Below are 23703 nucleotides of genomic sequence, written 5' to 3'. Positions count from 1 at the left end.
CGGCGCGCGGTCCAATTTCTCCGGAAGTTGGGCGCTAATGCCCGCCGGGTTCTTGGCTGGCATCCTTGTCATGCAGGGCGAGGCGGTCGTGGAGTTCGCCGCTCTCGCCGCGCGGCGTCCTGACCTCGACCTCCATGCCGTTGCGGCGGAACTTGCCGACCACCTTGTCGATGGCGGCCACCGCCGAGCTGTCCCACAGCGAGGCGCGGGTCAGGTCGATCTCGATGTGGTGGATGCCCTCGCGGTAGTCGAAGCTGTCGATGAACTTGTCCACGGCGACGAAGAACAGCTGGCCACGCACGGTGTAGATGCGCGTCCGGCCGTCTTCGGACAATGCGCTGGTGACCTCGACCGCCTTGACCATCTTGCGCGCGAAGAAGATCGCGGAGAGCAGCACACCGGCGAACACGCCCAGCGACAGGTCGTGGGTGATCACGGTGGTGCCGACGGTCACGATCAGCACGGTGGCGTCGGTGCGCGGCAGCTTGTGCAGGGTGGTTAGCGAGCCCCAGTCGAAGGTGGCGATGGAGACCATGATCATCACCGCCACCAGCGCGGCCATCGGGATCATCGAGACCAGATCGCCGAGGAACACGATGAAGATCAGCAGGAAGATCCCCGCCGACAGCGTGGACAACCGCCCCAGCCCCCCGGACTTGATGTTGATTACCGACTGGCCAATCATCGCGCAGCCCGCCATGCCGCCGAAGCAGCCGGTGACGACGTTGGCGATGCCCTGGCCCTGGGCCTCGCGGTTCTTGCCCGACGGGGTGTCGGTCAGGTCGTCGAGGATGGAGGCGGTCAGCAACGACTCCAGCAGGCCGACGATCGCCAGCGCGAAGGCGGTCGGGAAGATGATCTGCAGGGTCTCCCAGTTCAGCGGGATGTCCGGGAACAGGAACACCGGCAGGCCGTCCGGCAGCTCGCCCATGTCGCCGACCTCCAGCGTCGGCAGGCCCATGAAGTAGACCAGGACGCTGAGCACCACGATCGCGACCAGCGGCGGCGGCAGCAACTTCGGGTAGCCCGGGATCATCGGCAGGCCGTAGAGGATCAGCAGGCCGGCGGTGACCAGCGCCCACATGGTGGTGTCGCCGTCCACCAGATAGGGCACCTGCGACATGAAGATCAGGATCGCCAGCGCATTCACGAACCCGACAAGCACCGTACGCGGGATGAACATCATGTAGCGGGCGAGCTTGGCCCAGGCGAACAGGATCTGGATGATCCCGGTCAGGATGGTCGCGGCCAGCAGGTACTGCAGCCCGTGTTCCGCCACCAGCGTCACCATCAGTAGCGCCATGGCCCCGGTCGCGGCCGAGATCATGCCGGGGCGTCCGCCGGCGAAGGCGATCACCACCGCCATGGTGAACGAGGCATACAGGCCCACGCTCGGGTCGACCCCGGCGATGATGGAGAACGCGATCGCCTCCGGGATCAGCGCCAGCGCGACCACGATCCCGGCGATCAGGTCAGCGCGCACATTGAACAACCAGATCTTGCGCTGGCGTTGCAGGAAGTCGGTCAGGGTCTGCTGCACGTGGGAATCCCCAATACGGATGCGCGCCGCTGTATCGACCGGGGCCGGGACAGGCGGGCGGACAGGCGCGAGGGGAGGCTCACCGGTATTCCACCTCTCGCAGGCGCGGTTGCAAGCGGTCTGATGCCAGTACAGACTGAAACCGCCGAAAGGGGGCGAAGTCTAGCACCTCGCACCACGACGCTGAACCGCGCGTCCCCTGTGGGGTCTCGCCGAGGCCCTTCCCACGACCAGCCCGACCACGACCAGTCCGAGGATCTCCATGCTGCAGCGCGTCATCATCGCCGTCGACTTCTCGCCTGCCTCCGCCGCGGCCCTGGCCGTCGCGCGGCAGCACTGCCCGGGGGCGAAGAAGCGCCTGCTCTACGTGATGAAGCCTTCGGACGTGGCGGGGCCCAGCGCGGCCGGCGCCTTCAGTGGCGCCGGTACCTCGCCGCTGAACGCGAAGGACATGCGTCACTCGGCAGAAGACAAGGTCCGCGCACAACTCGAGGACTGGGCCGAGGCGGACGACGAGGTCGCCGTGGCTATCGGCAGCGCACCGGAGGAGATCTCCCGCCATGCCGAGGAATGGGGCGCGGACATGATCGTGATGGGCACGCGCGGTCGCAGCCAGATCGCCAGCATGCTCTCCGGGTCCGCGACCGAGTGGCTGGTGCGCAACGCACGCCTGCCGGTACTGGTGGTGCACGACGTCCCGCTGTCCGAAGCCATGAAGGAAAAGCTGCCCCCGGAGGGCGCGGTCAACTGATTAGGCAGCGGATCATCAGGAGGAGCAGCTCAGCTGGATGCCGGCGGCCCAGGCGGGCGGCAGGTCCGCGTAGGCCTCGAACTCGGGCTGCTCGTCGAACGGGCGTTCAAGGATGGCCTGCAGCCGCAGCAGCTCGGAGGTATCGCCCGCCTCGGCCTGCTCGATCGCGGCCTGCGCCAGGTGGTTGCGCAGGATGTACTTGGGGTTGACCGCGTTCATCGCCGCCCGACGTGCCTCGAACGGGCGGGCCTCCGTCTCCAGGCGCGCCTGATAGCGCGACCACCATGCGCGCCAGGTCTCCGCGTCTTCCAGCTCGCCCTCAAGCTGTTCGCGGATCTCGGGCTGCTCCAGGTCCGGTAGCTGACGGAAGAAGCGAGTGTAATCGACGCCCTCCGCGGCCATGCGCGCCAGCAGGTCATGGATCAGCTCAAGGTCTCCTTCGCGCTCCTCCGCCAGCCCCAGCTTCGCGCGCATGCGCGTCAGCCAGGCCTGCTCGAACCGGGGCATGAAGTCCACCAGCAGTGCCTTGGCCCGCTCGATCGCGGCCTCGCGGGTGGTGTCCTGGAAATGGATTACCAGGGTCTCGGCCAGACGGATCAGGTTCCACTGCGCGATCGCCGGCTGCTGGTCGAAGGCGTAGCGGCCACCCTGGTCGGTGTGGTTGCAGATGTAGCCCGGGTCGTAGGCATCCAGGAACGCGAACGGGCCGTAGTCGATGGTCAGGCCCAGCAGGCTCATGTTGTCGGTGTTCATCACCCCGTGACAAAAACCCACGGCCTGCCAGTCGGCGATCATCTCGGCGGTATTCGCGATCACCTGTTCGAGCATCGCGGCCACCGGGTCGTCGGCGTCCGCCAGCTCGGGGTAGTCGTGCGCCAGCGCATAGTCGATCAGTTCACGCAGGCGTTCGCTGTAACCGTTGTAGAGGAAGTACTCGAAGTGCCCGAAGCGCAGGAAGCTGGGTGCCGCGCGCAGCACGATCGCCCCCGGTTCCACGCGCTCGCGCAGGACCTGGAGGCTGGAGCCGAACAGGGCCACCGCGCGGGTAGTCGGCACGCCCAGCGCGGCCATCGCCTCGGAGATCAGGTACTCGCGGATCGAGGAACGCAGTACCGCGCGGCCGTCGGCACCGCGCGAGTAGCGCGTGCGCCCGGCGCCCTTCACCTGCAGCTCCCAGTGTTCGCCGGAGACGGTTCGGACCTCGCCCAGGAGCTTCGCACGCCCGTCCCCCAGTTGCGGGACAAAGACGCCGAACTGGTGCCCGGCATAGACACTGGCGAGCGGGTCGGGGCCCTCCATCGGATGTCCTTCGGTGCAGGCCCCCAGCCACGGTTGGCTGGCCAGGTCGGTCTCGGCCAGCCCCAGGCGCTGGCACATCTCGGCGCTGGTCGCCAGGCACGTGGCATCCGGGAACGGGGCCGGCGCCGGACGGTCATAAAAGGCCTCCGGCAGGCTGGCAAAGCGGTTTACCCATTGCAGTTCGGGGGCGCTGGGTGCTGGGGCTTCGGCGCGGGACATCGATACCTCGGCAGATCGCGGCTTCAGGCGTTATGATGCGCGACGTTTCGATTTTGCACCTTTGGGCCCACACAGCCCGGGTGTTCCGTCACGCGGGCACGGCGTCCATGCCGGTGCCCCATTTCCGGGAGGAGACTCGTGACCGAAGAGCAGGACAATAAAAATCAGGGTGGCCTGAAGAACAGCGAGCGCCTGGCCTGGCTGGGCTTCATGCTGTTTTTCGTCATCATCCTCGCCATTTACATCGCCCGCGCCACCGGGCTGGAGCAGGATTTAACCGAGGCCCAGCGCGAGCTGTACCAGACGCAGGTGCAGCTGCAGGAGTACACCCGGCACGAGATTCCGCGCCCGGTCGAGCTGGGTCTGACCAATGCGCATATCCAGGATCTGCAGCGCCGCGGCATGGCACGTGCCGAGGAGCGCCTGCGTGACGATCTGATGGAGCATCCGGAACTGATCCCGCACGAGGCCGAGGGCGACGAGGGCTTTGCGTTCCGGCCCGACGGCATCCACGTGCTGAACCACCGCTGGGTACTGGCGAACTTCGAGGGCGACGGGGCCCATGGCCAGGTCCTGCTCGGCTACGAGGTGGTGCACGGGAACGTGATGTGGGAAGTGATCGACTCGACGCTGGACTACTAACGGTCCTGACCCATCAGGTGGTGCGGCTTCGCACCACTTCAATCTCGTCTCAGTCCAGCGTGCCCGCGAGATGTTCGCGCGCAGCCGCGACCTGGCGCCGGACCTGCTCCGGGGCCGTGCCGCCGGTCAGGTTGCGGGCGGCGGCCGACCCCTCGGGGGTCAGCACGGTATAGACGTCGTCGCCCACCGCATCGCTGATGGCCTGCAGGTCGGCCAGCGGCAGCTCCGCCAGATCGACCCCGCGCTCCTGCGCGACCCGCACCGCACGGCCCACGACCTCGTGGGCATCGCGGAAGGCCACACCCCGCCCGACTAGGTAGTCGGCGAGATCCGTCGCGGTGGCAAAGCCCTTGGTCGTGGCCGCCAGGGTGTTCTCCGCACGCACCTCCAGGTTGGGCACCATGTCGGCGAACGCGCGCAGCGAGCCGAGCAGCGTGTCCACGGTGTCGAACAGCGGTTCCTTGTCTTCCTGATTGTCCTTGTTGTAGGCCAGCGGCTGGCCCTTCATCAGGGTCAGCAGGGACATCAGGTGGCCGTAGACCCGGCCGGTCTTCCCGCGCACCAGCTCGGGCACATCCGGGTTCTTCTTCTGCGGCATGATCGACGAACCGGTGCAGTAGCGATCCGGCAGGTCGATGAACGCGAACTGCGCGCTGGTCCAGAGGATCAGCTCCTCGGCCTGTCGCGACAGGTGCATCATCAGGGTCGCCGCCGCAGCGGTGAATTCGATCGCGAAGTCGCGATCCGAGACCGCGTCCAGTGAATTGCGTGTAACGCCATCAAAGCCGAGCAGCTCGGCGGTGTACTCGCGATCCAGCGGATACGGTGTCCCGGCCAGCGCGGCCGCGCCCAGCGGGAGAACATTGACCCGCGCGCGGCAGTCGACCAGGCGCTGGGCATCGCGCTCCAGCATCTCGTACCAGGCCAGCATGTGGTGCCCGAAGGTAACCGGCTGCGCGGTCTGCAGATGGGTAAAGCCGGGCATCACCGTCGCGGCCTCGCGCTCGGCCAGATCCACCAGCCCGCGCTGGTAGCCCCGGATCAGGCCAAGGATGTCGTCGATGGAGGCGCGCAGCCACAGGCGGATGTCGGTCGCCACCTGGTCGTTGCGCGAACGGCCAGTGTGCAGCTTCTTGCCGACATCACCGATGCGCTCGATCAGCCGCGCCTCGATGTTCATGTGCACGTCTTCGCGGCCGATCTGCCAGTCGAATTCGCCGGCGGCGATCTCGTCACGGATGGCGTCCAGCCCCTGCAGGATCTGTTCGGCCTCGGCGTCGGTCAGCACGCCGACCTTCGCCAGCATGCGCGCATGCGCCTGCGAGCCCTGGATGTCCTCGCGGTACAGGCGCTGGTCGAACTCGACCGAGGCGGTAAAGCGTTCGACAAAGGCATCGGTGGGTTCGGAGAAACGGCCACCCCAGAGCTTGGCCTCGCCCTCGGGGGCCGGGGCCTGCGGCTTGTCGCGTGCGGAATCCTGCGTCATGGTGCACCCTGAACCGGGTTGGAAAGACACGGAAGTATAAGGGAGACACGTCACAGTGTCCCCCGGCCAACACAGGGATGGGCGGCACCCGGAGGGGAGACGGGTCGTGAGGGCACACAAGCCGGACGACGAAACAACCGAACTGGCGAATCCATCGCCGCTGCCGGATTTCTGCAGCGCCGAGACTCTGTTGCGCGTGTTGATGGTCGCGGTACTGCTGGCCCTGGCCGTGACCCTGCTGCGCGGGGGCGGGCAGGACTGGGTGCCGGGGCTGGCCCTGCATGCGCTGTTCATCTTCTGGGTCGCGCTGACCAGTCTGCTGATCCTGTGCGCCGGCAAGCGGCTGCTGGTGCGCCTGCCCCTGTGGGGCCAGATCGTCCTGCCCCCGCTGGTGCCGATCGCCAACACGGCGGCGGTCTTTCTGGGGGCCGAGGAGCTGCAGCTGGCAGACCCGGCCTGGCGCTGGCCGGCGATCGCGGTGGCCACAATCCTGAGCCTGGTGGCGATGCATTACCTCTACCTGCAGGCGGCCTGGCAGCGTGAGACCCAGGCCGTCTCCCGCGCTCGCGAGCAGGCCATGCGCGCGCGGCTGCGCCCGCACTTTCTCTACAACAGCATGAACACCATTGCCGGGCTGTGCCGCAGTGATCCCCCACGCGCGGAACAGATCACCCTGGATCTGGCGGATCTCTTTCGCGCCACCTTCGCCACCGGCAATCGCCAGGCGCTGCGTGCGGAACTGGAGCTGGTGCGGGCCTTCCTGAACATTGAGCAAACCCGCTTTGGCGAACGCCTGCAGGTGGAATGGGATTGCCCGGATCAGGCCGGCCTGGACGTCAGCGTGCCGACCCTGATCCTGCAACCGCTGGCGGAAAACGCGATTCAGCACGGGATCGGACCGGCCCGGGGCCCCGGCTTCGTGCGCGTTCGCTGTCGGCTCGACTCCGGCACGGTGATGCTGTCGTTGACCAACAGCGTCGACCCGGAGGCGCACAGCAAGGGGACCGGCACCGCCAGCGATGCCGTGCGACTGCGCCTGCACCATGCGTTTGGCGATCGGTTCCGCTTCGAAGCGGAGGCTAGGGAACGCGAATTCGAGGTCCGCATTCGCCTGCCACTGGAATGGGGGAAACGTCATGTCGACTGAAGCCTTGCGCGTCCTGATCGTGGACGACGAACCGATCGCACGCCAGCGCCTGGCCGGGATGATCAACGATGCCGGACACCAGGTGATTGGCCAGGCGGCCGAGGCGATCGGCGCACGCGACGCCATTAATCGCGAAGGGCCGGACCTGATCCTGCTGGATATCGAGATGCCCGGCGAATCGGGCATGGAGTTGGCCGCCGAAATCGGCGCGCAGCGCCCGGACCTGATGGTCATCCTGGTGACCGCACACGATCAGTTCAGCCTGGAGGCCTTCGAGGCCGGAGTACGCGACTACGTGCTCAAGCCCGTACGCGCCGAGCGCCTGACCCAGGCCCTGGAACGTGCGGCCCGGCACAAGGCCGGCTCGTCGGCACGCATGCCGCAGACCGTTCGCCTGACCATCGGGCGGCGCGAGGAACGCGTTCCCCTGGACCGGATCGGCTACTTCGTGGCCGAAGACGGTTACGTGATCGCCCGCGGCGAACAGCTCGAGGGGTTTGTGGATACCCGGCTGCACGAACTGGAGTCGCGGTTCGGAGAGGCGCTGCTGTGCGTGCGCCGGGGTTGCCTGGCAGTCCGCGCGGCGATCCGGGGGCTGGAGACGCGCGGTCCGGCCGACCACCGTCTGCTGTTTCACGGCGACATCGATCCGGTCGCCATCAGTCGGCGACAGCTTCCGCAGGTGAGGGCCTTCCTGCGCGGTGATCTGCCTTGAGAAGACACTGAAATCGGGCTTTCCTTAAAGAGGGATCGATAGCCCCGCGATCCGGGAGGATTCGGGCCACCGTGCCGAAACCGTTATACTACGGCGCTTTATCCTCCAGCCGCCGGACCCCGCATGAAACCCCTGCGCATCGCCACTCGAAAAAGCCCGCTCGCCATGTGGCAGGCGGAACATGTCGCCGCGCGCCTGCGGGAGCTGCACCCGGATCGGCCTGTGGAACTGGTCGGCATGACCACGCAGGGCGACCGCGTCCTCGACTCCCCACTGGCCCGCATTGGCGGCAAGGGGCTGTTCGTGAAGGAGCTGGAGATCGCGATGCTGGAAGATCGTGCGGACATCGCGGTGCATTCGGTCAAGGACGTGCCGATGGAGCTGCCGGCGGACCTGGTGCTTCCGGTGATCCTCGACCGGGAGGACCCGCTGGATGCGTTCGTCTCCAACACCTATGCCCATGTCGATGAACTGCCAGAGGGGGCGCGCGTCGGATCGTCCAGCCTGCGCCGCCAGTGCCAGCTGCGGGCGCGACGGCCGGATCTTCACATCACCGATCTGCGCGGCAACGTGAATACCCGACTGGGCAAGCTGGATGCCGGCGAATATGACGCAATCCTGCTGGCGGCCGCCGGGCTCAAACGCCTCGGGTTCGACGAACGCATCCGCGCCCGGCTGGAACCGGCGGTCAGCCTGCCGGCGGTAGGCCAGGGGGCAATCGCCATCGAGTGCCGCGAGAACGACCCGGAGATTGGGGCGCTGATCGCACCCCTGAACGACGGCGACACCTCCGACCGTGTGCGCGCCGAACGCGCGTTCAATCGTCGCCTGGAGGGCGGCTGCCAGGTACCGCTGGCCGCCCACGCAACCCTGGACGGCGACCGGCTGCACCTGGATGGTCTGGTCGGCGCGGTCGATGGCAGCCAGCTCCTGCGACGCCAGGTGGAAGGGCCGCGCAGCGACGCGGAGGCCCTTGGGGTGCAACTGGCCGAACAGCTGCTGGAACTGGGGGCCGGCGAGCTGCTGGCCGCCGCCCACGCCGAGAACGCAGCCTCCACGAAAGGATCCTGAAAAATGGCCGATCTGGATATCATGAAGCCCACCGCCGACGGCCCCCTGAACGGCTGCGGGATCCTGGTTACGCGGCCGGCGGCGCAGGCAGAGGAGTTCTGTAACCTGCTGGCTGGCGATGGCGCCGAGGTGATTCGCTTTCCGGTGCTGGAGATCCTGGCGCCCAGCGACCCGACCAATCTGCGCGCGGTGCTGGATCAGCTGGACTCCTTCGACATCGCGGTCTTTATCAGCCCGAACGCAGTGCAGCGGGTGCTGAACCTGGCGCTGGCCGACCACGCGTGGCCCGAAGGGACGCGGATCGCAGCCATCGGCAACCGCACCGCGAAGGAGCTGAAGGGCTTCGGCCTGAATGTGGACATCGCCCCGCCGCGGCGCTTCGACAGCGAGGCCCTGCTGGAACAGCCGGCGATGCAGGAGGTCACCGGCCAGCGCGTGGTGATCTTTCGCGGTGACGGCGGGCGCGAATACCTCGGCGATACGCTGAAGTCGCGTGGCGCTGAGGTCACTTTTGCCGAGGCCTATCGGCGCGGGCGACCGGACGGTGATACCGGCGCGCTGATGTATGCATTCTCGCGCGACCAGATCGACATCATCACCATCACCAGCGGCGAAGGCCTGCGCAATCTCTACGAGATGGTCGGGAAGCTCGGGCGCATGTGGCTGCGCAAGACGCCGCTGGTGGTGGGTTCCGAACGTATCGGCGAGATCGCGCAGGAGCTGGGGTTCAAGGCCGCCGTGGAGATCGCCGAGGATCCGACTGACGCCGCGATGCAGCAGGCGGTGCAGCGCCTGGCCGCGCAACTCGCGACCAGCTGATCAGCGAGGTCGCGCGCCCCTACTCGTGGGGCGCGGCCGGCTCGAAGCTGTCGTAGTAGAGCTGCTCGGTCGGCAGACCCGCGGCGAGGAAGGCGTTGGTTGCCGCCTCGATCATCGCCGGTGGGCCGGCCATGTAGACATCGAATCCGGACAGGTCCGGGTATTCGGCCAGTACCGCGTCGTGGGGCCAGCCCGTGACCGCCGGGAACCCGGCCGCCGTATCCGCCGGTACATCCGAGAGCACCGGCGTAAAGCGGAAGTGCTCGCCGTGTTCGGTGGTCATCCGGCCAAGCCAATCGGGGGCGTAAATCCCGTCTGAGCTGCGCGCACCCCAGAACAGATGATGCCGTCGGTCGAAACCCTCGACCGCCAGATGATCCAGCATTCCCTTGAGCGGGCCGAAGCCCGTGCCACCGCCAACGAACAGGCGCGGCCGCTGCGATTCCTCGTCGACAAAGAACGTGCCGAGCGGCCCCTCGATACGCAACAGCGCCTTGGGCTTCATCTCCTCGAACACCATCTTCGAGAAGCGCCCACCCTCCAGATTGCGCACATGCAGAACCAGTTGCTCGTCGTCATGCGGGGCATTGGCCAACGAGTAGCTGCGGCGACTGCCACCCTTGAGCAGGACATCCAGGTACTGCCCGGCGAGGAACTGCATGCGCTCGGTTGCAGGGAGCTGCAGGCGCAGCTCCATTACATCGTCTGCCAGGCGGTTCAACTGCGCGACACGACAGGGCAGCGTCTTCACGACAATGTCCTTGGCCGCGCCAATCTCGCGCACCTCGATCTCCAGATCATCCACCGGGACCGCCTGGCAGAACAGTGCCCAGCCGTCGGCCAGTTCGGCCTCGGTAATGCCCGGCGGCTTGTTCGGCCCGTGGTCGACTTCGCCCGCGATGACGCGACCCTTGCAGGATCCACAGGCGCCGTTGCGGCAGCCGTAGGGAAACGCAAAGCCCTGGCGCAGCGCGGCCTCGAGTACGGTCTCGTCGTCCTCGACCTCGAGCTGCTGCCCGCTGGGCTGGATGATCACGTCAAAGGCCATGCGCTGCTCCCGCTGCTGATCCAACAAGGGGGCTTATTGTCGCCACGGTCGGCGCGAACGCAAACAACCCCGGAAGCCGCATGCAGCGATGCTGCACGTGCAATCCACAGGCGGGATGGGGCAGACTCGGGGGCGCCAACCACAGGCAGGGAGAAAGGGAATGCAGGGAGAAAAATGGGCGGCCGCACTGGCCGCTGGCGGGCTGATGCTGCTCGGCGGCTGTGCGGCCAACGAAACCCGTGAAGCGGACTCGGGGGCCGATGCAGGCGCCGAAGCCGCCGAGGTCACTGATCCGGAGGTGATCGTGACGGTGCCGGACCGCTTCGCCTACAGCGAGGACGCGACAGTGGCGGAGGCCATCCGCCGCGAATGCGAGCTGGAGGAGCGCTTCCCCGGCTTCGTTCAGGAGTTCGGAGCGCGCCACGATGTGCGGGTGGAGACGGGGGCGGACGTAAGCCCCGGCGATGCCGGAAAGGTGCTGATGGTGGAGATCACCCAGGCCCGCAATGATGGCAATGCCTGGTCGGGACACCGTTCCCTGGCGGAGGCCGAAGGCACGCTGTACGAGAACGGCGAGGCGGTGGCCGAATTCACCTCGCGCCGGGTCTCCGGTGGCGGCGCATTCGGCGGGTTCAAGGGCAGCTGCTCGGTGATGGGGCGCACGGTTCGGGCCATGGGCGCCGACATCGCGGCTTGGGTGCGGCTACCCGAGGACGGCGCACACCTGGGCAACTAGGAGCCCGTCGGGTTCGGGCGGGGCGTAGCCAGGGCTACAGCCCCAGCTCGTGCCAGAGGGCGTCCACCCGCTCGCGTACGGCCGGATCCATCGTGATCGGTCGACCCCACTCGCGCTCGGTCTCACCCGGCCACTTGGTGGTCGCGTCCATGCCCATTTTCGAACCCAGCCCCGAAACGGGCGAGGCGAAATCCAGGTAGTCGATCGGCGTATTCTCCACCAGCGTCGTGTCACGCGCGGGGTCCATGCGCGTGGTAATCGCCCAGATCACATCGTTCCATTCGCGCGTGTTCACGTCATCATCGACGACGATCACGAATTTTGTGTACATGAACTGGCGCAGGAAGGACCACACGCCCATCATCACGCGCTTCGCGTGGCCAGGGTACTGCTTGCGCATGGAAACCACCGCCATGCGGTAGGAGCAGCCCTCCGGTGGCAGGTAGAAGTCCACGATCTCCGGAAACTGCTTCTGCAGGATCGGGATGAAGACCTCGTTCAGGGCAACCCCCAGGACCGCCGGTTCGTCGGGCGGGCGTCCGGTGTAGGTCGAGTGATAGATCGGCTGGTCACGATGGGTGATGCGGTCGATGGTGAATACCGGGAACTCGTCCACCTCGTTGTAGTACCCGGTGTGATCGCCGAACGGGCCTTCCGGCGCAGTGTCGCCGGGGTGGATGTGGCCCTCCAGCACAAACTCGGCCGATGCCGGGACCTCGAGATCGGAGCCGATGCAGCGGGTGACTTCGGTGCGGCTGCCGCGCAACAGCCCGGCAAAGGCGTATTCCGACAGCGTATCCGGCACCGGTGTGACCGCACCGAGGATGGTCGCGGGATCGGCCCCCAGGGCCACGGCAATGGGGAAAGGCTCGCCCGGGTGCGCCTGACACCATTCCCGGTAGTCGAGCGCGCCCCCGCGATGTGACAGCCAGCGCATGATCACGCGGTTGCGGCCGATCACCTGCTGACGGTAGATGCCGAGGTTCTGCCGCGACTTCTCGGGCCCGCGGGTCACGACCAGGCCCCAGGTGATCAGCGGCCCGGCATCCCCCGGCCAGCAGGTCTGCACCGGCAGGGTCGATAGGTCCACATCGTCGCCCTCAAGCACATGGCGCTGACAGGCGGCCCCGCGCGTCTTTTTGGGTGCCATGTCGAGCACCTTGCGGAAGACGGGCAGCTGCTCCCAGGCTGCGCGCAGGCCCTTCGGCGGGTCCGGCTGTTTGAGGAAGGCCAGCAACCGGCCGACCTCGCGCAGGGCCTCCACGGAGTCCTCTCCCATGCCCATGGCCACCCGCTCGGGCGTACCGAACAGGTTGGCCAGCACCGGGATATCGGAACCCTTGGGGTTCTCGAACAGCAACGCGGGTCCGCCGGCGCGCAGGACGCGATCGGCGATCTCGGTCATCTCGAGGTTCGGGTCGATCTCGGTGGTGATGCGCTTGAGGTCGCCGCGGGCCTCTAGCCCGTCGATGAAATCACGCAGGTCCCTGTATTTCACGGGTATCTCCCAGGGCGCGGCCGTCAGCCGAGCCTAGTCGCTGAATTCGGCCCAGACGGGGGCGTGGTCGGAGGGTCGCTCCCAACTCCGTGGCTCGCGGTCAATGCCCGCGGCGGTCAGGCGTTTCTGCAGCGCATGGCTGGCGAGCACCAGGTCGATCCGGAGGCCGCGGTTGCGCCGGAAGGAAGCGGCGCGGTAATCGAACCAGGAAAATTCCTCATCCGGCTGGTCGAATGCACGGAAGGTGTCCGCGAGGCCAAGGTCCGTGAGGGCCGCCAGGGCCTCGCGTTCCGGAGTAGAGCAGAGGATACGCTCGTGCCAGGCCTCGGGGTCGTGCACGTCACGGTCCTCCGGGGCGATATTGAAATCGCCCAGCACCACGAGATTCGGGTGGGCCTCGATCTCGGCGGCCAGCCAGGTGCGCATGCGCGCGAGCCAGTCGAGCTTGTAGGCGTATTTTTCGGTACCGACGTTCTCGCCGTTCACCACATAGAGGTTGACCACGCGGATATCGCCGACCGTGGCGGCCAGAATGCGGCGCTGGGCGTCCTGCAGACCGGGCGGGTCGGTGACCAGGTCCGTTGCCTGTTTGCGCGAGAGGATGGCCACGCCGTTGTAGGTCTTCTGTCCGGAATAGACGACCTGATACCCGGCGTCTTGGATCGCACTGACCGGAAAGTTCTCGTCGGTCAGCTTGGTTTCCTGCAAAGCGAGGATGTCGGTGCGCGAACTCCGAAGCCAGTCGAGGACCTGGGGCAGGCGGACCTTCAGGGAGTTGACGTTCCAGCTGGCGATCTTCACGCGGCATCCTCCAGACCACTGTGGCGCAGCAGGGCGTCGATCTCGGGATCGCGGCCACGGAAGGCACGAAATGAATCGGCCGCGGGTCGCGAGGCTCCAACCTCCAGGATCTCGCGCAGATAGGCCGCACCGACCTCGGGCGAAAACAGGCCCTCCTCCTCGAACCGCGCAAAGGCATCGGCGGACAGGACCTCCGCCCACTTGTAGCTGTAATAGCCCGCCGCATATCCGCCCGCGAAGATGTGCGCAAAACCATGGGGGAAACGGTTGAACGCGGGCGGCCGAACCACTGCGACCTCGTCACGCACAGTCTCCAGGAGATCGAGGATGGCCTGTGCACTGTCCGGTGCGGACCTCGCGTGCAGGCGCATGTCAAACAGGGAGAATTCGACCTGCCGCAGAAGCTGCATCGCGGCATGGAAGTGGCGGGTATCGACGAGGCGCTGATAGAGGTCATCCGGCATGGGTTGGCCGGTTTCGTAATGACGGGCAAACAGATCCAGCGCCTCGCGCTCCCAGCACCAATTCTCCATGAACTGGCTCGGGAGTTCGACGGCATCCCACTCGACCCCATTGATCCCGGCGATCTCCGGCTCGTTCACGCGCGTCAGCATGTGGTGGAGACCGTGGCCGAACTCGTGGAACAGGGTGATCACTTCGTCGTGGGTAAACAGCGCTGGCTTGCCATCCACGGGCGGGGTGGAGTTGCAGGTCATGAACGCGACCGGGACCTGCTGGGCCTCGGCCGAGACAAAACGCTGCCGGCAGACATCCATCCAGGCCCCGCCGCGCTTGTTCTTGCGAGCGTAAAGATCAAAGTAGAAACCCGCACGTTCGATGCCGTTCGCGTCAACTACTCGGTAGTAGCGAACGTCTTCATGCCAGCATTCGACATTCGGGTCGGCCTCGAAGCGCACGCCAAACAGGCGCTCGACCAGGCGAAACAGGCCTTCCACCGCCTGGCTGGCGGGAAAATAGGGCTTCAGCATTTCCTGACTCAGCCCGAGACGTCGCTCACGCATCTTCTCGGCGGCATAGGCCATGTCCCAGGCTTCGAGGGATTCGAGAGAGAGCTCTTCGCGGGCGAAGGCGCGCAGGTCGTCCAGATCCTGTTCGGCCCGGGGGCGTGCGCGCTGTGCGAGGTCGTGCAGAAAGGTATCAACCTGGGCGGCGCTCTCGGCCATCTTGGTCGCCAGCGAGCGCTCCGCGTAGTGCGCAAATCCCGTGATACTCGCCTTCTCCTCCCGCAACTGGAGGATCTCGACCATCACCTCGCTGTTGTCGAAGCGACCTGCATCGGATCCCTGGTCGGATGCTCGTGTCGCGAAGGCCTCGTAGACGCGGCGGCGCAGGTCTCGGTCGTCGGCATGGCTCATCACCGCGAAATAGCTGGGAAAATCCAGGGTGACAAGATAGCCGGTCTGTTCGTGGGCCCGGGCATTCTGGGCCAGCATGGCCTGTTCTGCGGCGGGTATGCCGGCGAGTGCGGCAGGGTCGTCGGTCTGCCAGGTCCAGGACTGGGTGGCATCGAGCACATTCTCCTCGAAGCGCGCGGTCAGTGCAGAGAGGCGGGAGTCGATCTCGCGCAGCCGTGCGCGCGCATCTTCGGGAAGAGCCACGCCGCTGAGGTGAAAGTCACGCAGGGCGTCATCGATCACCTTGCGCCGCTCGGGCGCGAGCCGCTCGTATTCGGGGCCATCTGCCAGGCGGCGGAAGGCGGCGTACAGGCCCTGGTGCTGCGACACCCAGCTGGCAAACTCAGACAGCTTGGGCAGACAGGCGTTGTAGGCCTGACGCAGGTCAGGGGTGTTCATCACCGCGTTCAGGTGACCGACCGGCGCCCACACTTGGGAGAGGCGGGCATCCAGGTGCTGCAATGGCGCGACGAGACCATCCCAGGTGGGCGAATCCCCGGCCTGCTGGACAAGATGCTCGATGCCGTCGCGGTTTTCCTGAAGGACGGTATCGAGTGCGGGGATCACGTGTTCGGGGGCGATGGATCGAAACGCGGGGAGGCGATCCGTTTGCAGTAGGGGGTTGGTCACGGTGACTCCTGATTCGGCCAGGTGGAATTATGCCATTCGGACCGCTGGCTCGGGAGGGTGTTCCGGTGGGGACAACCGCGTCGGCCATCCCACCCGCCTCTCCGAGGAGTCAACGCGAGGGATTGTCTGAAGAGGGAGGATTCAGCGGGGCGTAAGGCCCCATTCCAACGGCCCATGCGAGGGGCCCGTAGAAGGGAGAGCGTCGAGTGTGCTGATACGTCTCCAAGGCGGCGTTGTAGCGCACCAGATTGTCTCCGATGGCCTGGTCGAGGGCACCGACCCGCCTCTCGGCTTCGTCCATTATTTCTTCTTTAATATCAACAGGTTGTTCTAATATCAAATCCCAGGTGGCTCGAATCTCGCGCTCAGTGTCGGCGACGGTCGACAGGTCCCCCTGGCGGCGGGCCATTTCCTGACGTTCTAACAACCGGTGAAGGTTCTGGAGTGCGCACACGCGGCTTCCTGCTTCGGAGCATAGCCGCTGAAGATGGCCGTTTCGCTGGACCAGGAGGCGTTCCAACTGGTCCCATGCCCCGACGACCCGGCGCTCCTGAACAGCCAGGTGGGAATACATGCGGATGACAGCCAGTGTCAGGCTGACCAGCCCGACGATCGCAAGGATGACGAAGCCCGCCATCGGGAGCTAGACGTCGACGTTCTCCGCGCTCAGGGCTCGGGTCTCGATGAAATCGCGGCGCGGTTCGACCTGGTCCCCCATCAGGGTGGTGAAAATTTCGTCCGCCCGGATGGCGTCCTCAACACGAACTTGCAGCAATCGGCGGGTTTCCGGGTTCATTGTGGTCTCCCACAGCTGCTCGGGGTTCATCTCGCCCAGGCCCTTGTAACGCTGGGTACCCAGACCCCGGCGACCCTCCTGAAGCAGCCATTCCATTGCCTCGGAAAAACCCTGGATCCGATGAATTCGCTCGCCACGCTTGATGTAGGCACCATGCTCAAGCAGGGCATTCAGTCGCGCCGAAAGGTCGAGGATCGTCTGGAAATCGCGCGAGGCCAGCGTATCGTCGTTGATGAACTGGGAGAGCGCGGCGCCGTGCTCTATCCGGTCCAGACTCAGCTGAGCGTGGCCATCCACATCGGTAACCGGTCCCAGACTATAGCGTGTGGCGCCCGCTCGATCACTGGAAATCGTCTTGAGGATCCGGGAAAACCAAGCCTGAACGTCCGGGTTGGTTACGCTGCGGGGATCAGGTATGGCATCGGCTTCGAGCATGGCCCAGAGAATGCGGGAATCATACATCCGACCCAGGCGTTCGACCGCTCGGGCCGCCTTCTGGTAACCCTTCACCAGCTCTTCAAAGGCTTCACCCGTAACCGGCGGGGCATCAGGGCCTGGATGCAAAGCCGCCCCGTCCAGGGCGAGCGACACGACGATTTCACCCATCTCGGCCTCGTCGCGGACGTACTGCTCGCGCTTGCCACGCTTGATCTTGTACAGCGGCGGCTGCGCGATATAGACGTGTCCACGCTCGATGAGCTCGGGCATCTGGCGAAAGAAGAACGTCAACAATAGTGTCCGGATATGCGAGCCGTCGACGTCCGCGTCCGTCATGATGATGATGCGGTGATAGCGCAGCTTGTCCGGGTCGTATTCGTCTTTCCCGATGCCGCAGCCAAGCGCAGTAATGAGCGTGCCGACCTCGGCCGAGCCGAGCATGCGGTCGAAGCGCGCACGTTCGACGTTCAGGATTTTGCCTTTCAGTGGCAGGATCGCCTGAAAGTGGCGATCGCGACCCTGCTTGGCCGATCCGCCCGCCGAATCGCCCTCCACCAGGTAGAGCTCCGAATGGGCCGGATCCTTTTCCTGGCAGTCGGCGAGCTTGCCCGGCAGGCCGGCGACATCCAGCGCCCCCTTGCGGCGCGTGACCTCGCGGGCCTTGCGGGCCGCCTCGCGGGCGCGCGCGGCCTCGAGCACCTTGTCGGTGATCGCCTTGGCCTCAGTCGGGTTCTCCAACAGGAAGTTGTGTACCGCGTCGGACAGGACACTGTCGACGATCGGCTTGACCTCGGACGAGACGAGCTTGTCTTTGGTCTGTGACGAAAACTTCGGGTCCGGTACCTTCACCGACAACACAGCCGTCAGGCCTTCGCGCATGTCGTCGCCAGCGGTCGCAACCTTGGCCTTCTTGATCAGGCCTTCGTTCTCCAGGTACTGGTTGATCGTTCGTGTAAGGGCCGCGCGAAAACCGGCCATGTGGGTCCCGCCGTCACGCTGCGGAATGTTGTTCGTGTAGCAGAAGATGTTTTCCTGGTAGGAGTCATTCCACTGCAGGGCAACCTCCACGACATAGTCATCCTCGCGCGTCTGGTTCGCGTAGACCACGGTCGGATGCAGAGCGGTTTTCTTCTGATTCAGGTGTTCGACAAAGGCGCGGATACCCCCTTCGAACAGGAATGTCTCTTCCCGGTTGTCACGCTGATCACGAAGCGTAATGCGAACCCCGGAATTCAGGAATGAGAGTTCGCGCAGGCGCTTTGCCAGGATCTCGTAATGGAACTCGATATCGCTGAAGATCTCGTCGCTGGGCCGGAACCATATCCGGGTCCCGGTACGGTCCGTCGGACCCGCAACGGCCAGCGGTGAATCCGGCACGCCGAGGTGGTAGATCTGCTGGTGCCGCTCACCCGCTCGGTGAATCTCGAGTCGAAGCTCTTCTGACAAGGCATTGACTACCGACACACCGACGCCGTGGAGCCCCCCGGATACCTTGTAGGAGTTGTTGTCGAACTTGCCCCCGGCATGCAGGACCGTCAGGATGACCTCTGCGGCCGATTTACCTTCTTCCTCGTGAATATCCACCGGGATACCACGACCGTTATCGGAGACTGATACCGCATTGTCTTCGTGGATCGTGACCTCAATGGTGTCGCAATAGCCCGCCAGGGCCTCGTCGATCGAGTTATCGACGACCTCAAACACCATATGGTGAAGTCCGGTGCCATCATCGGTATCACCGATGTACATCCCCGGCCGCTTGCGCACGGCATCGAGACCCTTGAGGACACGGATCTGTGAAGAGTCGTAGGTTTCGGGGTCGAGCGGTTCAGTTTCGGACATGGAGTGCGGTATCCGGCCGGTGGCAGACACTGCAGTATAACGCAAAGGAGAGTCCCGGGGCGGGGTCAGTCCCGAGTCACCACACCGTGTTCCACGTGAAACAATTGCGTCGATTGGGACCCGTCCAGCCCGGGAATATTCGGATCTACTGCCGACACAAAAACCTGCCAACCTGATTCCAGCAGTCCCGCCATCAGCCCTTCCACAGCCACAACGTCCAGTTCGGATACCACATCATCCAGCAAGACAACCGGCGCCCTGCCGGTCTCCACCTCCAGCATTCGGGCCTGCCCCCCCGTCAGTGCCGTCACCAGCCGTTTTTGTTCGCCCCTCGACGCTTCGATCGCCGATCGACCATCGAAGCGCAATTCAATATCAGCCCGTTGCGGCCCCACCTGCCCAAAGCCCCGTTCCTCGTCCGATGGTCGACTGCGTTCAATGGCCTCTGCCAGTGAGTATTCCCGATCCCAGCCCACCCGAAGACGAATCCGGAAACCATCCAGGCGGCCCGAGAACCCGAACGACTCTGCGGCCTTTGCCGTGCTCGATTGCCAGCGATGGATATACGCCTCTCGTGCTTGGGTGATCGATTCACCCGCTTCGACCAACGGACGTTCGAATTCACGCGCCGCCCGATGGTTGCCCTTGCGCAGGGCCGCATTTCGCTGTTCGTGGGCTCGGCGCCATTGCTGCCACTGCCACCTGTACGGACCCGTCGCATGAAAGCAGCCCCAGTCCAGCAGCCGCCGCCGTTCCTCGGGCGCGCCGGTCAGTAATTCAAAGGACCCGGCATGCAGCACCCGCACAGGGAGCCATTCCGCGACGCTTGCATGCCCCTCCATCCAGCGTCCATCCAGCCGCGACCGCCGACTGCCCTCCCAGCTAAGACCCAGCCGATGGACTCCACCTTGAAGGTCTCGCACCTGCCCCCCAACCCACAGGCGCTTCTCCCCAGTGGTGATCACCCTGCGAAGTTGCGATGTCCGGAAAGAACGGCCCGCCGCGAGTACATGGCAGGCCTCGAGTACCGAAGTCTTGCCCGCCCCGTTCGGGCCCACCAGACGGTTGATCCCCCTCCCCGGCTCGAACGTCTGCTCCGAGAGATTGCGCACACCATGCCACCAGAGGGCTTCCAGCACGACCGGCAATCACCCCACCGCGGCTACAGTCGCATCGGCATAACGACGTAGCGCGCGCCGCCCGGTGGTTCCGCCTGGACCAGAATCGAGGAATTGCCATCGCGCAGACCAATGCGCACCCGATCGGTTTCGATGGCGTTGAGAACATCCACCAGGTACCCGAGATTGAATCCAATCTCCATGGCCGGCCCTTGATATTCGGCCTCGACCGATTCCTGGGCCTCTTCTCGATCCGCATTGTGCGTCATCACCTGACACCCTTGGTCCCCGAGCGTCATGCGAACACCGCGGTACTTGTCCGATGCCACGATCGATACCCGCGAGAGCGCCTGTTTCAGCCGCTCTCGCTCCACCGTCAGGGTGGCCGGGAGATCGGTCGGGATCACGCGCTCGTAATCCGGAAACCGCCCTTCGATCACCTTGCTCCGCAATACGGCGCTCCCAAGATCGAACAGTACCTGATCGTCACTGAACCCCACTCGGACCGGGACCTCATCATCCGACAGATTGCGGCGCAGCTCCGCGACAGTCTTGCGGGGAACGATCTTCTCCACTCGCCCGTCAATCGCCTGATCCAGTTCCGCCTCGGCCAGTGCCAGCCGATGCCCATCAGTGGCCACGGCCCTCAGACTGTGTCCACTGGCCACCAGCAACAGACCCTGCAGGTAGTAGCGCACGTCCTGCTGCGCCATGGAGAACATCGTCGCTTCCAGTAATCGACGCAGGCGGTTCTGGGGGATGTCCAGGCTCCATTCCGGGCTTTTGCCCTCCCAGTCAGGAAAATCCCCGCCCGGGAGCGTCGCCAACGAAAATCGCGAACCTGCGAATCCCACCGACATCCGTTCACCGTCGATCGTCGCACGGATCTCGCAGTCCTCCGGCGCCGCCTTGACCACATCCAGCAGCTTGCGGACCGAAACGGTCACGTCGCATTCGCCCGGGATACTTCCGGCCGCTTCGCCTTGCCAGGCGAGTTCCAGGTCCGTCGTATCCATCCGGATACCGCCACGTTCGTCCGACCGTAAACGGACGTTGCCGAGGATCGGCATCGTCAACCGTTTTTCGGCCGCCCCGACAATCCGTTGCAGGGCATCAGTCATCGCTTCGCGCTGGAAAGTGAGTTCCATGGCGGTGTCCTGTAATTGGGTTTAAGTAATATAGAACTGATAATAATAAGGCCCGCTTCTCCTTGTGCGGAAATCCTTTATCTATTTGAATATACGACACTTTATGGCCATAAATCGGCCTTGAAACCTCTGTGTTGGCTGTGTCTATCCTGTGGATGAAATTGGCTGGAAAAATCTTTGGCCAGATACCAACGTCTTCTACCCATCTTATCCACAGTTTGTTCCCGATCCACGATGTCGCATCCCGAAAGGCCTCAGCTGCTCAACGTTCGCAGCAGATTGGCGTAGTCCTCGTCCAGGCTGGCGTCCGCTTCGCGTAGTTCCGTAATCTTGCGGCAGGCATGTATAACCGTCGTATGGTCGCGACCGCCAAAGGCCTGCCCGATCTCCGGCAGGCTGTGCTGGGTCAGTTCCTTGGCCAACGCCATGGCCATCTGCCGCGGCCGGGCGACAGAACGGCTGCGGCGGGTCGACAGCAGATCCGCTACCTTGATGCGATAGTAGTCCGCCACGGTTTTCTGGATGTTTTCCAGCGTGATCAACTTGCTTTGAACCGCGAGCAGGTCGCGCAGGGCCTCCTTGGCGAAGTCCAGGGTGATGGGCTTGCCGGTGAAGTGCGCATTGGCGATCACGCGCCGCAGCGAACCCTCCAGCTCGCGAATGTTGGAGCGGATGCGCTTGCCCATGAAAAAGGCCACCTCGGTTGGCAGCTCGATCCCGGCCTGTTCCGCCTTGCGTTGCAGGATGGCTACGCGTGTCTCCAGCTCCGGAGGCTCGATGGCGATGGTCAGGCCCCAGCCAAAGCGCGACTTCAGTCGTTCCTCCAGCCCTTCGACCTCCTTCGGATAACGATCCGAGGTCAGAATGATCTGCTGCTGACCTTCCAGCAACGCATTGAATGTGTGGAAGAATTCTTCCTGTGACCGTTCCTTGTTGGCAAAGAACTGGATGTCGTCGATCAGCAGGGCATCGGCCGAGCGGTAGTGCTGCTTGAAGTCGTCGATCGCGTTGTGCTGCAACGCCTTGATCATGTCGGCGACGAAGCGTTCCGAGTGCAGATAGATGATCCGTCCTTCGGGCTGTCGTGCCAGGATGCTGTTGCCGATCGCGTGCATCAGATGGGTCTTGCCCAGGCCGACCCCGCCATAGATGAACAACGGGTTGTAGGCCACACCCGGGTTTTCCGCCACCTGCAGGCTCGCGGCTCGCGCCAGCTGGTTGGACTTGCCCTCGACAAAGGTGTCGAAGGTGAAGGCCGGATTGAGGTTGCTGACAGGTCCCTTGGGCACCGCCGCCCGGCGCGGCGCCGAGGTCGTCTGGACCGAGGGCGGGGCAGCGTCTTCCGTCGTCTCGGCCGACCATTCCGCACCACCGATGCCCAGGCGCACGCGCTGCCCGTCGACCCCGTCGGCGCCAGGACGGACCTCGCTCACGGCTTCCTCGATCGAGCCGAGCAGGTGGTCACGGACGTGCTCGAATACGAACTGGTTCGGCGCCAGCAAGCGCAAGGCCCCACCATCCTCTTCGGCATGCAGGGGCCGCAGCCAGGTGTTCAGCTGTTGCTCACTCACGCGACCCTGCAGGCGATCCAGACAGGCTGTCCACAGGGTATTGGCAGTCACACGCGGGTCTCCGGAATCACGAGAGGTTCAGGGGATCCCGAGTCTACGCCGATGCCACCCTGCTGCGCTAGCCGCGGCTCGCCCCATGATTGACTTCGTGCACGGTTGACGGTAGTTTTCTCCGCCCTTTATCCCATAGTCCGAGATTCGTCATGAAGCGCACCTTTCAACCGAGTCGGCTTGTCCGCGCCCGTACCCACGGCTTCCGTGCCCGCATGGCCACCCGTGGCGGCCGCAAGGTCCTGAACGCCCGTCGCGCCAAAGGCCGCAAGCGTCTCTGCCCGACCAACTGATTGCGCTGACCGGCCGGCCATTATGACCGCCCGGGCGCAGGGCTTCCCGCGCCAGGCGCGCCTGCTGGTCGGTGCTGATTTCCAGCATGTCTTTGCCGATGCGCGGCCCGTCCGTGGTCGTTACTTGACGCTGCTGAGTCGCGCGCGCGAGGGTGCCGAGGAGCCGCGCCTGGGGTTGGCCATTGGCAAGCGTCATGTCCGGAACGCCACGGACCGCAACCGGATCAAGCGCATCGCGCGCGAGGCCTTTCGCCAACGCCGCGCTGTGTTGCCACCGGTGGACCTGATTGTCCTGGCCCGGCCAGGGGCCGGAGCCTGTGACCGTCGAGCCCTGCGCTTGGAGATGGAAACGCTGCTGGATCGCCTGCAATGACGCTTGTACGCAAGATCGCCCTGCTGCCGGTGCGTGCCTATCAATACGGTCTTTCCCCGTTCATGGCCCCGCACTGCCGGCATTATCCGACGTGCTCCGCCTACACCGTCGAGGCGGTGGAAAAACACGGGGTAGCACGTGGCTTCTGGCTTGGCCTGCGGCGAATCCTGCGCTGCCACCCGTGGTCGCCCGGGGGCTATGATCCCGTGCCGGAACCCCGTCTGTCCGCCCATTCGCATCGACCCCGGAAATAGTC

The 23703-nt window shown here is 65.0% G+C and carries 22 protein-coding genes; 10 read left to right on the top strand and 12 right to left on the bottom strand.

The features are described 5' to 3' along the window. Positions 1–34: 34 nt before the first annotated feature. Entirely contained in the window at positions 35–1540 is a 1506-nt protein-coding gene (locus F623_RS0101590; protein ID WP_018861044.1) for a SulP family inorganic anion transporter, read from the bottom strand. Positions 1541–1802: 262 nt separating this feature from the next. Between F623_RS0101590 and F623_RS0101585 the strand changes: the two genes are divergently transcribed. Continuing rightward, positions 1803–2291, top strand: coding sequence for a universal stress protein (locus F623_RS0101585; RefSeq protein ID WP_018861045.1), 489 nt, complete (start codon positions 1803–1805; stop codon positions 2289–2291). 15 nt (positions 2292–2306) lie between these two features. On the opposite strand, the gene F623_RS0101580 is transcribed toward F623_RS0101585, so the two are convergent. Beyond that, positions 2307–3809, bottom strand: a complete 1503-nt coding sequence (locus tag F623_RS0101580; RefSeq protein ID WP_018861046.1) for a YdiU family protein — start codon at positions 3807–3809, stop codon at positions 2307–2309. A gap of 138 nt (positions 3810–3947) precedes the next feature. Between F623_RS0101580 and F623_RS0101575 the strand changes: the two genes are divergently transcribed. Beyond that, a complete protein-coding gene (locus F623_RS0101575; RefSeq protein WP_018861047.1) occupies positions 3948–4451 on the top strand; it encodes a hypothetical protein in 504 nt (167 codons plus the stop codon). 49 nt (positions 4452–4500) lie between these two features. On the opposite strand, the gene argH is transcribed toward F623_RS0101575, so the two are convergent. Beyond that, positions 4501–5937 (bottom strand): argininosuccinate lyase, encoded by a 1437-nt coding sequence (argH, locus tag F623_RS0101570; RefSeq protein WP_018861048.1) that lies wholly within the window; start codon positions 5935–5937, stop codon positions 4501–4503. Between the two features lie 106 nt (positions 5938–6043). Between argH and F623_RS0101565 the strand changes: the two genes are divergently transcribed. The 4 genes from F623_RS0101565 (at position 6044) to F623_RS0101550 (ending at position 9689) form a co-directional block, all read left to right on the top strand. After that, positions 6044–7084 carry a sensor histidine kinase gene (locus F623_RS0101565; RefSeq protein ID WP_018861049.1) on the top strand — a complete coding sequence of 347 codons (1041 nt, stop codon included), beginning with the start codon at positions 6044–6046 and terminating at the stop codon, positions 7082–7084. Further along, the gene (locus tag F623_RS0101560) at positions 7074–7799 is read left to right on the top strand and encodes a LytTR family DNA-binding domain-containing protein (RefSeq protein WP_018861050.1); all 726 of its coding nucleotides are present in this window, start codon (positions 7074–7076) and stop codon (positions 7797–7799) included. The genes F623_RS0101565 and F623_RS0101560 overlap by 11 nt, the downstream gene beginning before the upstream one ends. Before the next feature lie 123 nt (positions 7800–7922). Then, the gene (hemC, locus tag F623_RS0101555) at positions 7923–8870 is read left to right on the top strand and encodes a hydroxymethylbilane synthase (RefSeq protein ID WP_081616563.1); all 948 of its coding nucleotides are present in this window, start codon (positions 7923–7925) and stop codon (positions 8868–8870) included. Between the two features lie 3 nt (positions 8871–8873). Further along, the gene (locus F623_RS0101550) at positions 8874–9689 is read left to right on the top strand and encodes a uroporphyrinogen-III synthase (protein WP_018861052.1); all 816 of its coding nucleotides are present in this window, start codon (positions 8874–8876) and stop codon (positions 9687–9689) included. A gap of 19 nt (positions 9690–9708) precedes the next feature. On the opposite strand, the gene F623_RS0101545 is transcribed toward F623_RS0101550, so the two are convergent. After that, a complete protein-coding gene (locus tag F623_RS0101545) occupies positions 9709–10737 on the bottom strand; it encodes a CDP-6-deoxy-delta-3,4-glucoseen reductase (RefSeq protein ID WP_018861053.1) in 1029 nt (342 codons plus the stop codon). Between the two features lie 160 nt (positions 10738–10897). Between F623_RS0101545 and F623_RS0101540 the strand changes: the two genes are divergently transcribed. Continuing rightward, complete coding sequence (locus tag F623_RS0101540; RefSeq protein WP_018861054.1) at positions 10898–11473, top strand: hypothetical protein; 576 nt, start codon at positions 10898–10900, stop codon at positions 11471–11473. Between the two features lie 34 nt (positions 11474–11507). Here F623_RS0101540 and ubiD read toward each other — a convergent pair whose 3' ends face one another. The 8 genes from ubiD to dnaA all read right to left on the bottom strand — a co-directional run bounded on the left by ubiD (position 11508) and on the right by dnaA (position 22781). Next, the gene (ubiD, locus tag F623_RS0101535; RefSeq protein ID WP_018861055.1) at positions 11508–12971 is read right to left on the bottom strand and encodes a 4-hydroxy-3-polyprenylbenzoate decarboxylase; all 1464 of its coding nucleotides are present in this window, start codon (positions 12969–12971) and stop codon (positions 11508–11510) included. A 33-nt stretch (positions 12972–13004) separates the two neighbouring features. Then, positions 13005–13772 (bottom strand): exodeoxyribonuclease III, encoded by a 768-nt coding sequence (gene xth, locus F623_RS0101530; RefSeq protein WP_018861056.1) that lies wholly within the window; start codon positions 13770–13772, stop codon positions 13005–13007. Further along, the gene (locus tag F623_RS0101525; protein WP_018861057.1) at positions 13769–15817 is read right to left on the bottom strand and encodes a M3 family metallopeptidase; all 2049 of its coding nucleotides are present in this window, start codon (positions 15815–15817) and stop codon (positions 13769–13771) included. The genes xth and F623_RS0101525 overlap by 4 nt, the downstream gene beginning before the upstream one ends. A 109-nt stretch (positions 15818–15926) precedes the next feature. Then, entirely contained in the window at positions 15927–16454 is a 528-nt protein-coding gene (locus F623_RS0101520; RefSeq protein ID WP_018861058.1) for a hypothetical protein, read from the bottom strand. 6 nt (positions 16455–16460) lie between these two features. Next, entirely contained in the window at positions 16461–18893 is a 2433-nt protein-coding gene (gene gyrB / locus F623_RS0101515; protein ID WP_018861059.1) for a DNA topoisomerase (ATP-hydrolyzing) subunit B, read from the bottom strand. Positions 18894–18958: 65 nt separating this feature from the next. Then, the gene (locus F623_RS0101510) at positions 18959–20032 is read right to left on the bottom strand and encodes a DNA replication/repair protein RecF (protein ID WP_081616572.1); all 1074 of its coding nucleotides are present in this window, start codon (positions 20030–20032) and stop codon (positions 18959–18961) included. A 23-nt stretch (positions 20033–20055) separates the two neighbouring features. Further along, positions 20056–21159, bottom strand: a complete 1104-nt coding sequence (dnaN, locus tag F623_RS0101505; protein ID WP_018861061.1) for a DNA polymerase III subunit beta — start codon at positions 21157–21159, stop codon at positions 20056–20058. 254 nt (positions 21160–21413) lie between these two features. After that, the gene (dnaA, locus tag F623_RS0101500) at positions 21414–22781 is read right to left on the bottom strand and encodes a chromosomal replication initiator protein DnaA (RefSeq protein WP_018868124.1); all 1368 of its coding nucleotides are present in this window, start codon (positions 22779–22781) and stop codon (positions 21414–21416) included. 152 nt (positions 22782–22933) lie between these two features. On the opposite strand from dnaA, the gene rpmH reads away from it, so the two are divergent. The 3 genes from rpmH to yidD are packed head-to-tail and all read left to right on the top strand — an operon-like array spanning position 22934 to position 23701. Then, positions 22934–23074, top strand: a complete 141-nt coding sequence (gene rpmH, locus F623_RS0101495; RefSeq protein ID WP_012983964.1) for a 50S ribosomal protein L34 — start codon at positions 22934–22936, stop codon at positions 23072–23074. 22 nt (positions 23075–23096) lie between these two features. Next, complete coding sequence (rnpA, locus tag F623_RS0101490) at positions 23097–23447, top strand: ribonuclease P protein component (protein ID WP_018861063.1); 351 nt, start codon at positions 23097–23099, stop codon at positions 23445–23447. Continuing rightward, positions 23444–23701: a membrane protein insertion efficiency factor YidD gene (yidD, locus tag F623_RS0101485; RefSeq protein ID WP_018868125.1), complete on the top strand. Its 258-nt coding sequence runs from the start codon at positions 23444–23446 to the stop codon at positions 23699–23701. Before rnpA ends, yidD begins: the two co-directional genes overlap by 4 nt. The last annotated feature ends 2 nt before the right edge of the window (positions 23702–23703 follow it).

This window comes from Thioalkalivibrio sp. ALD1, from assembly GCF_000381245.1.
Lineage (GTDB): Bacteria > Pseudomonadota > Gammaproteobacteria > Ectothiorhodospirales > Ectothiorhodospiraceae > Thioalkalivibrio.
This window is presented reverse-complemented; position numbering and strand designations above follow the sequence as displayed.

Coding starts and splice junctions, on each gene's coding strand:
- F623_RS0101585 (WP_018861045.1), top strand. CDS start 1,803: ATGCTGCAGCGCGTCATCATCGCCGTCGACTTCTCGCCTGCCTCCGCC.
- F623_RS0101580 (WP_018861046.1), bottom strand. CDS start 3,809: ATGTCCCGCGCCGAAGCCCCAGCACCCAGCGCCCCCGAACTGCAATGG.
- argH (WP_018861048.1), bottom strand. CDS start 5,937: ATGACGCAGGATTCCGCACGCGACAAGCCGCAGGCCCCGGCCCCCGAG.
- F623_RS0101560 (WP_018861050.1), top strand. CDS start 7,074: ATGTCGACTGAAGCCTTGCGCGTCCTGATCGTGGACGACGAACCGATC.
- hemC (WP_081616563.1), top strand. CDS start 7,923: ATGAAACCCCTGCGCATCGCCACTCGAAAAAGCCCGCTCGCCATGTGG.
- F623_RS0101550 (WP_018861052.1), top strand. CDS start 8,874: ATGGCCGATCTGGATATCATGAAGCCCACCGCCGACGGCCCCCTGAAC.
- F623_RS0101545 (WP_018861053.1), bottom strand. CDS start 10,737: ATGGCCTTTGACGTGATCATCCAGCCCAGCGGGCAGCAGCTCGAGGTC.
- F623_RS0101540 (WP_018861054.1), top strand. CDS start 10,898: ATGCAGGGAGAAAAATGGGCGGCCGCACTGGCCGCTGGCGGGCTGATG.
- F623_RS0101520 (WP_018861058.1), bottom strand. CDS start 16,454: ATGGCGGGCTTCGTCATCCTTGCGATCGTCGGGCTGGTCAGCCTGACA.
- gyrB (WP_018861059.1), bottom strand. CDS start 18,893: ATGTCCGAAACTGAACCGCTCGACCCCGAAACCTACGACTCTTCACAG.
- dnaN (WP_018861061.1), bottom strand. CDS start 21,159: ATGGAACTCACTTTCCAGCGCGAAGCGATGACTGATGCCCTGCAACGG.
- rpmH (WP_012983964.1), top strand. CDS start 22,934: ATGAAGCGCACCTTTCAACCGAGTCGGCTTGTCCGCGCCCGTACCCAC.
- rnpA (WP_018861063.1), top strand. CDS start 23,097: ATGACCGCCCGGGCGCAGGGCTTCCCGCGCCAGGCGCGCCTGCTGGTC.
- yidD (WP_018868125.1), top strand. CDS start 23,444: ATGACGCTTGTACGCAAGATCGCCCTGCTGCCGGTGCGTGCCTATCAA.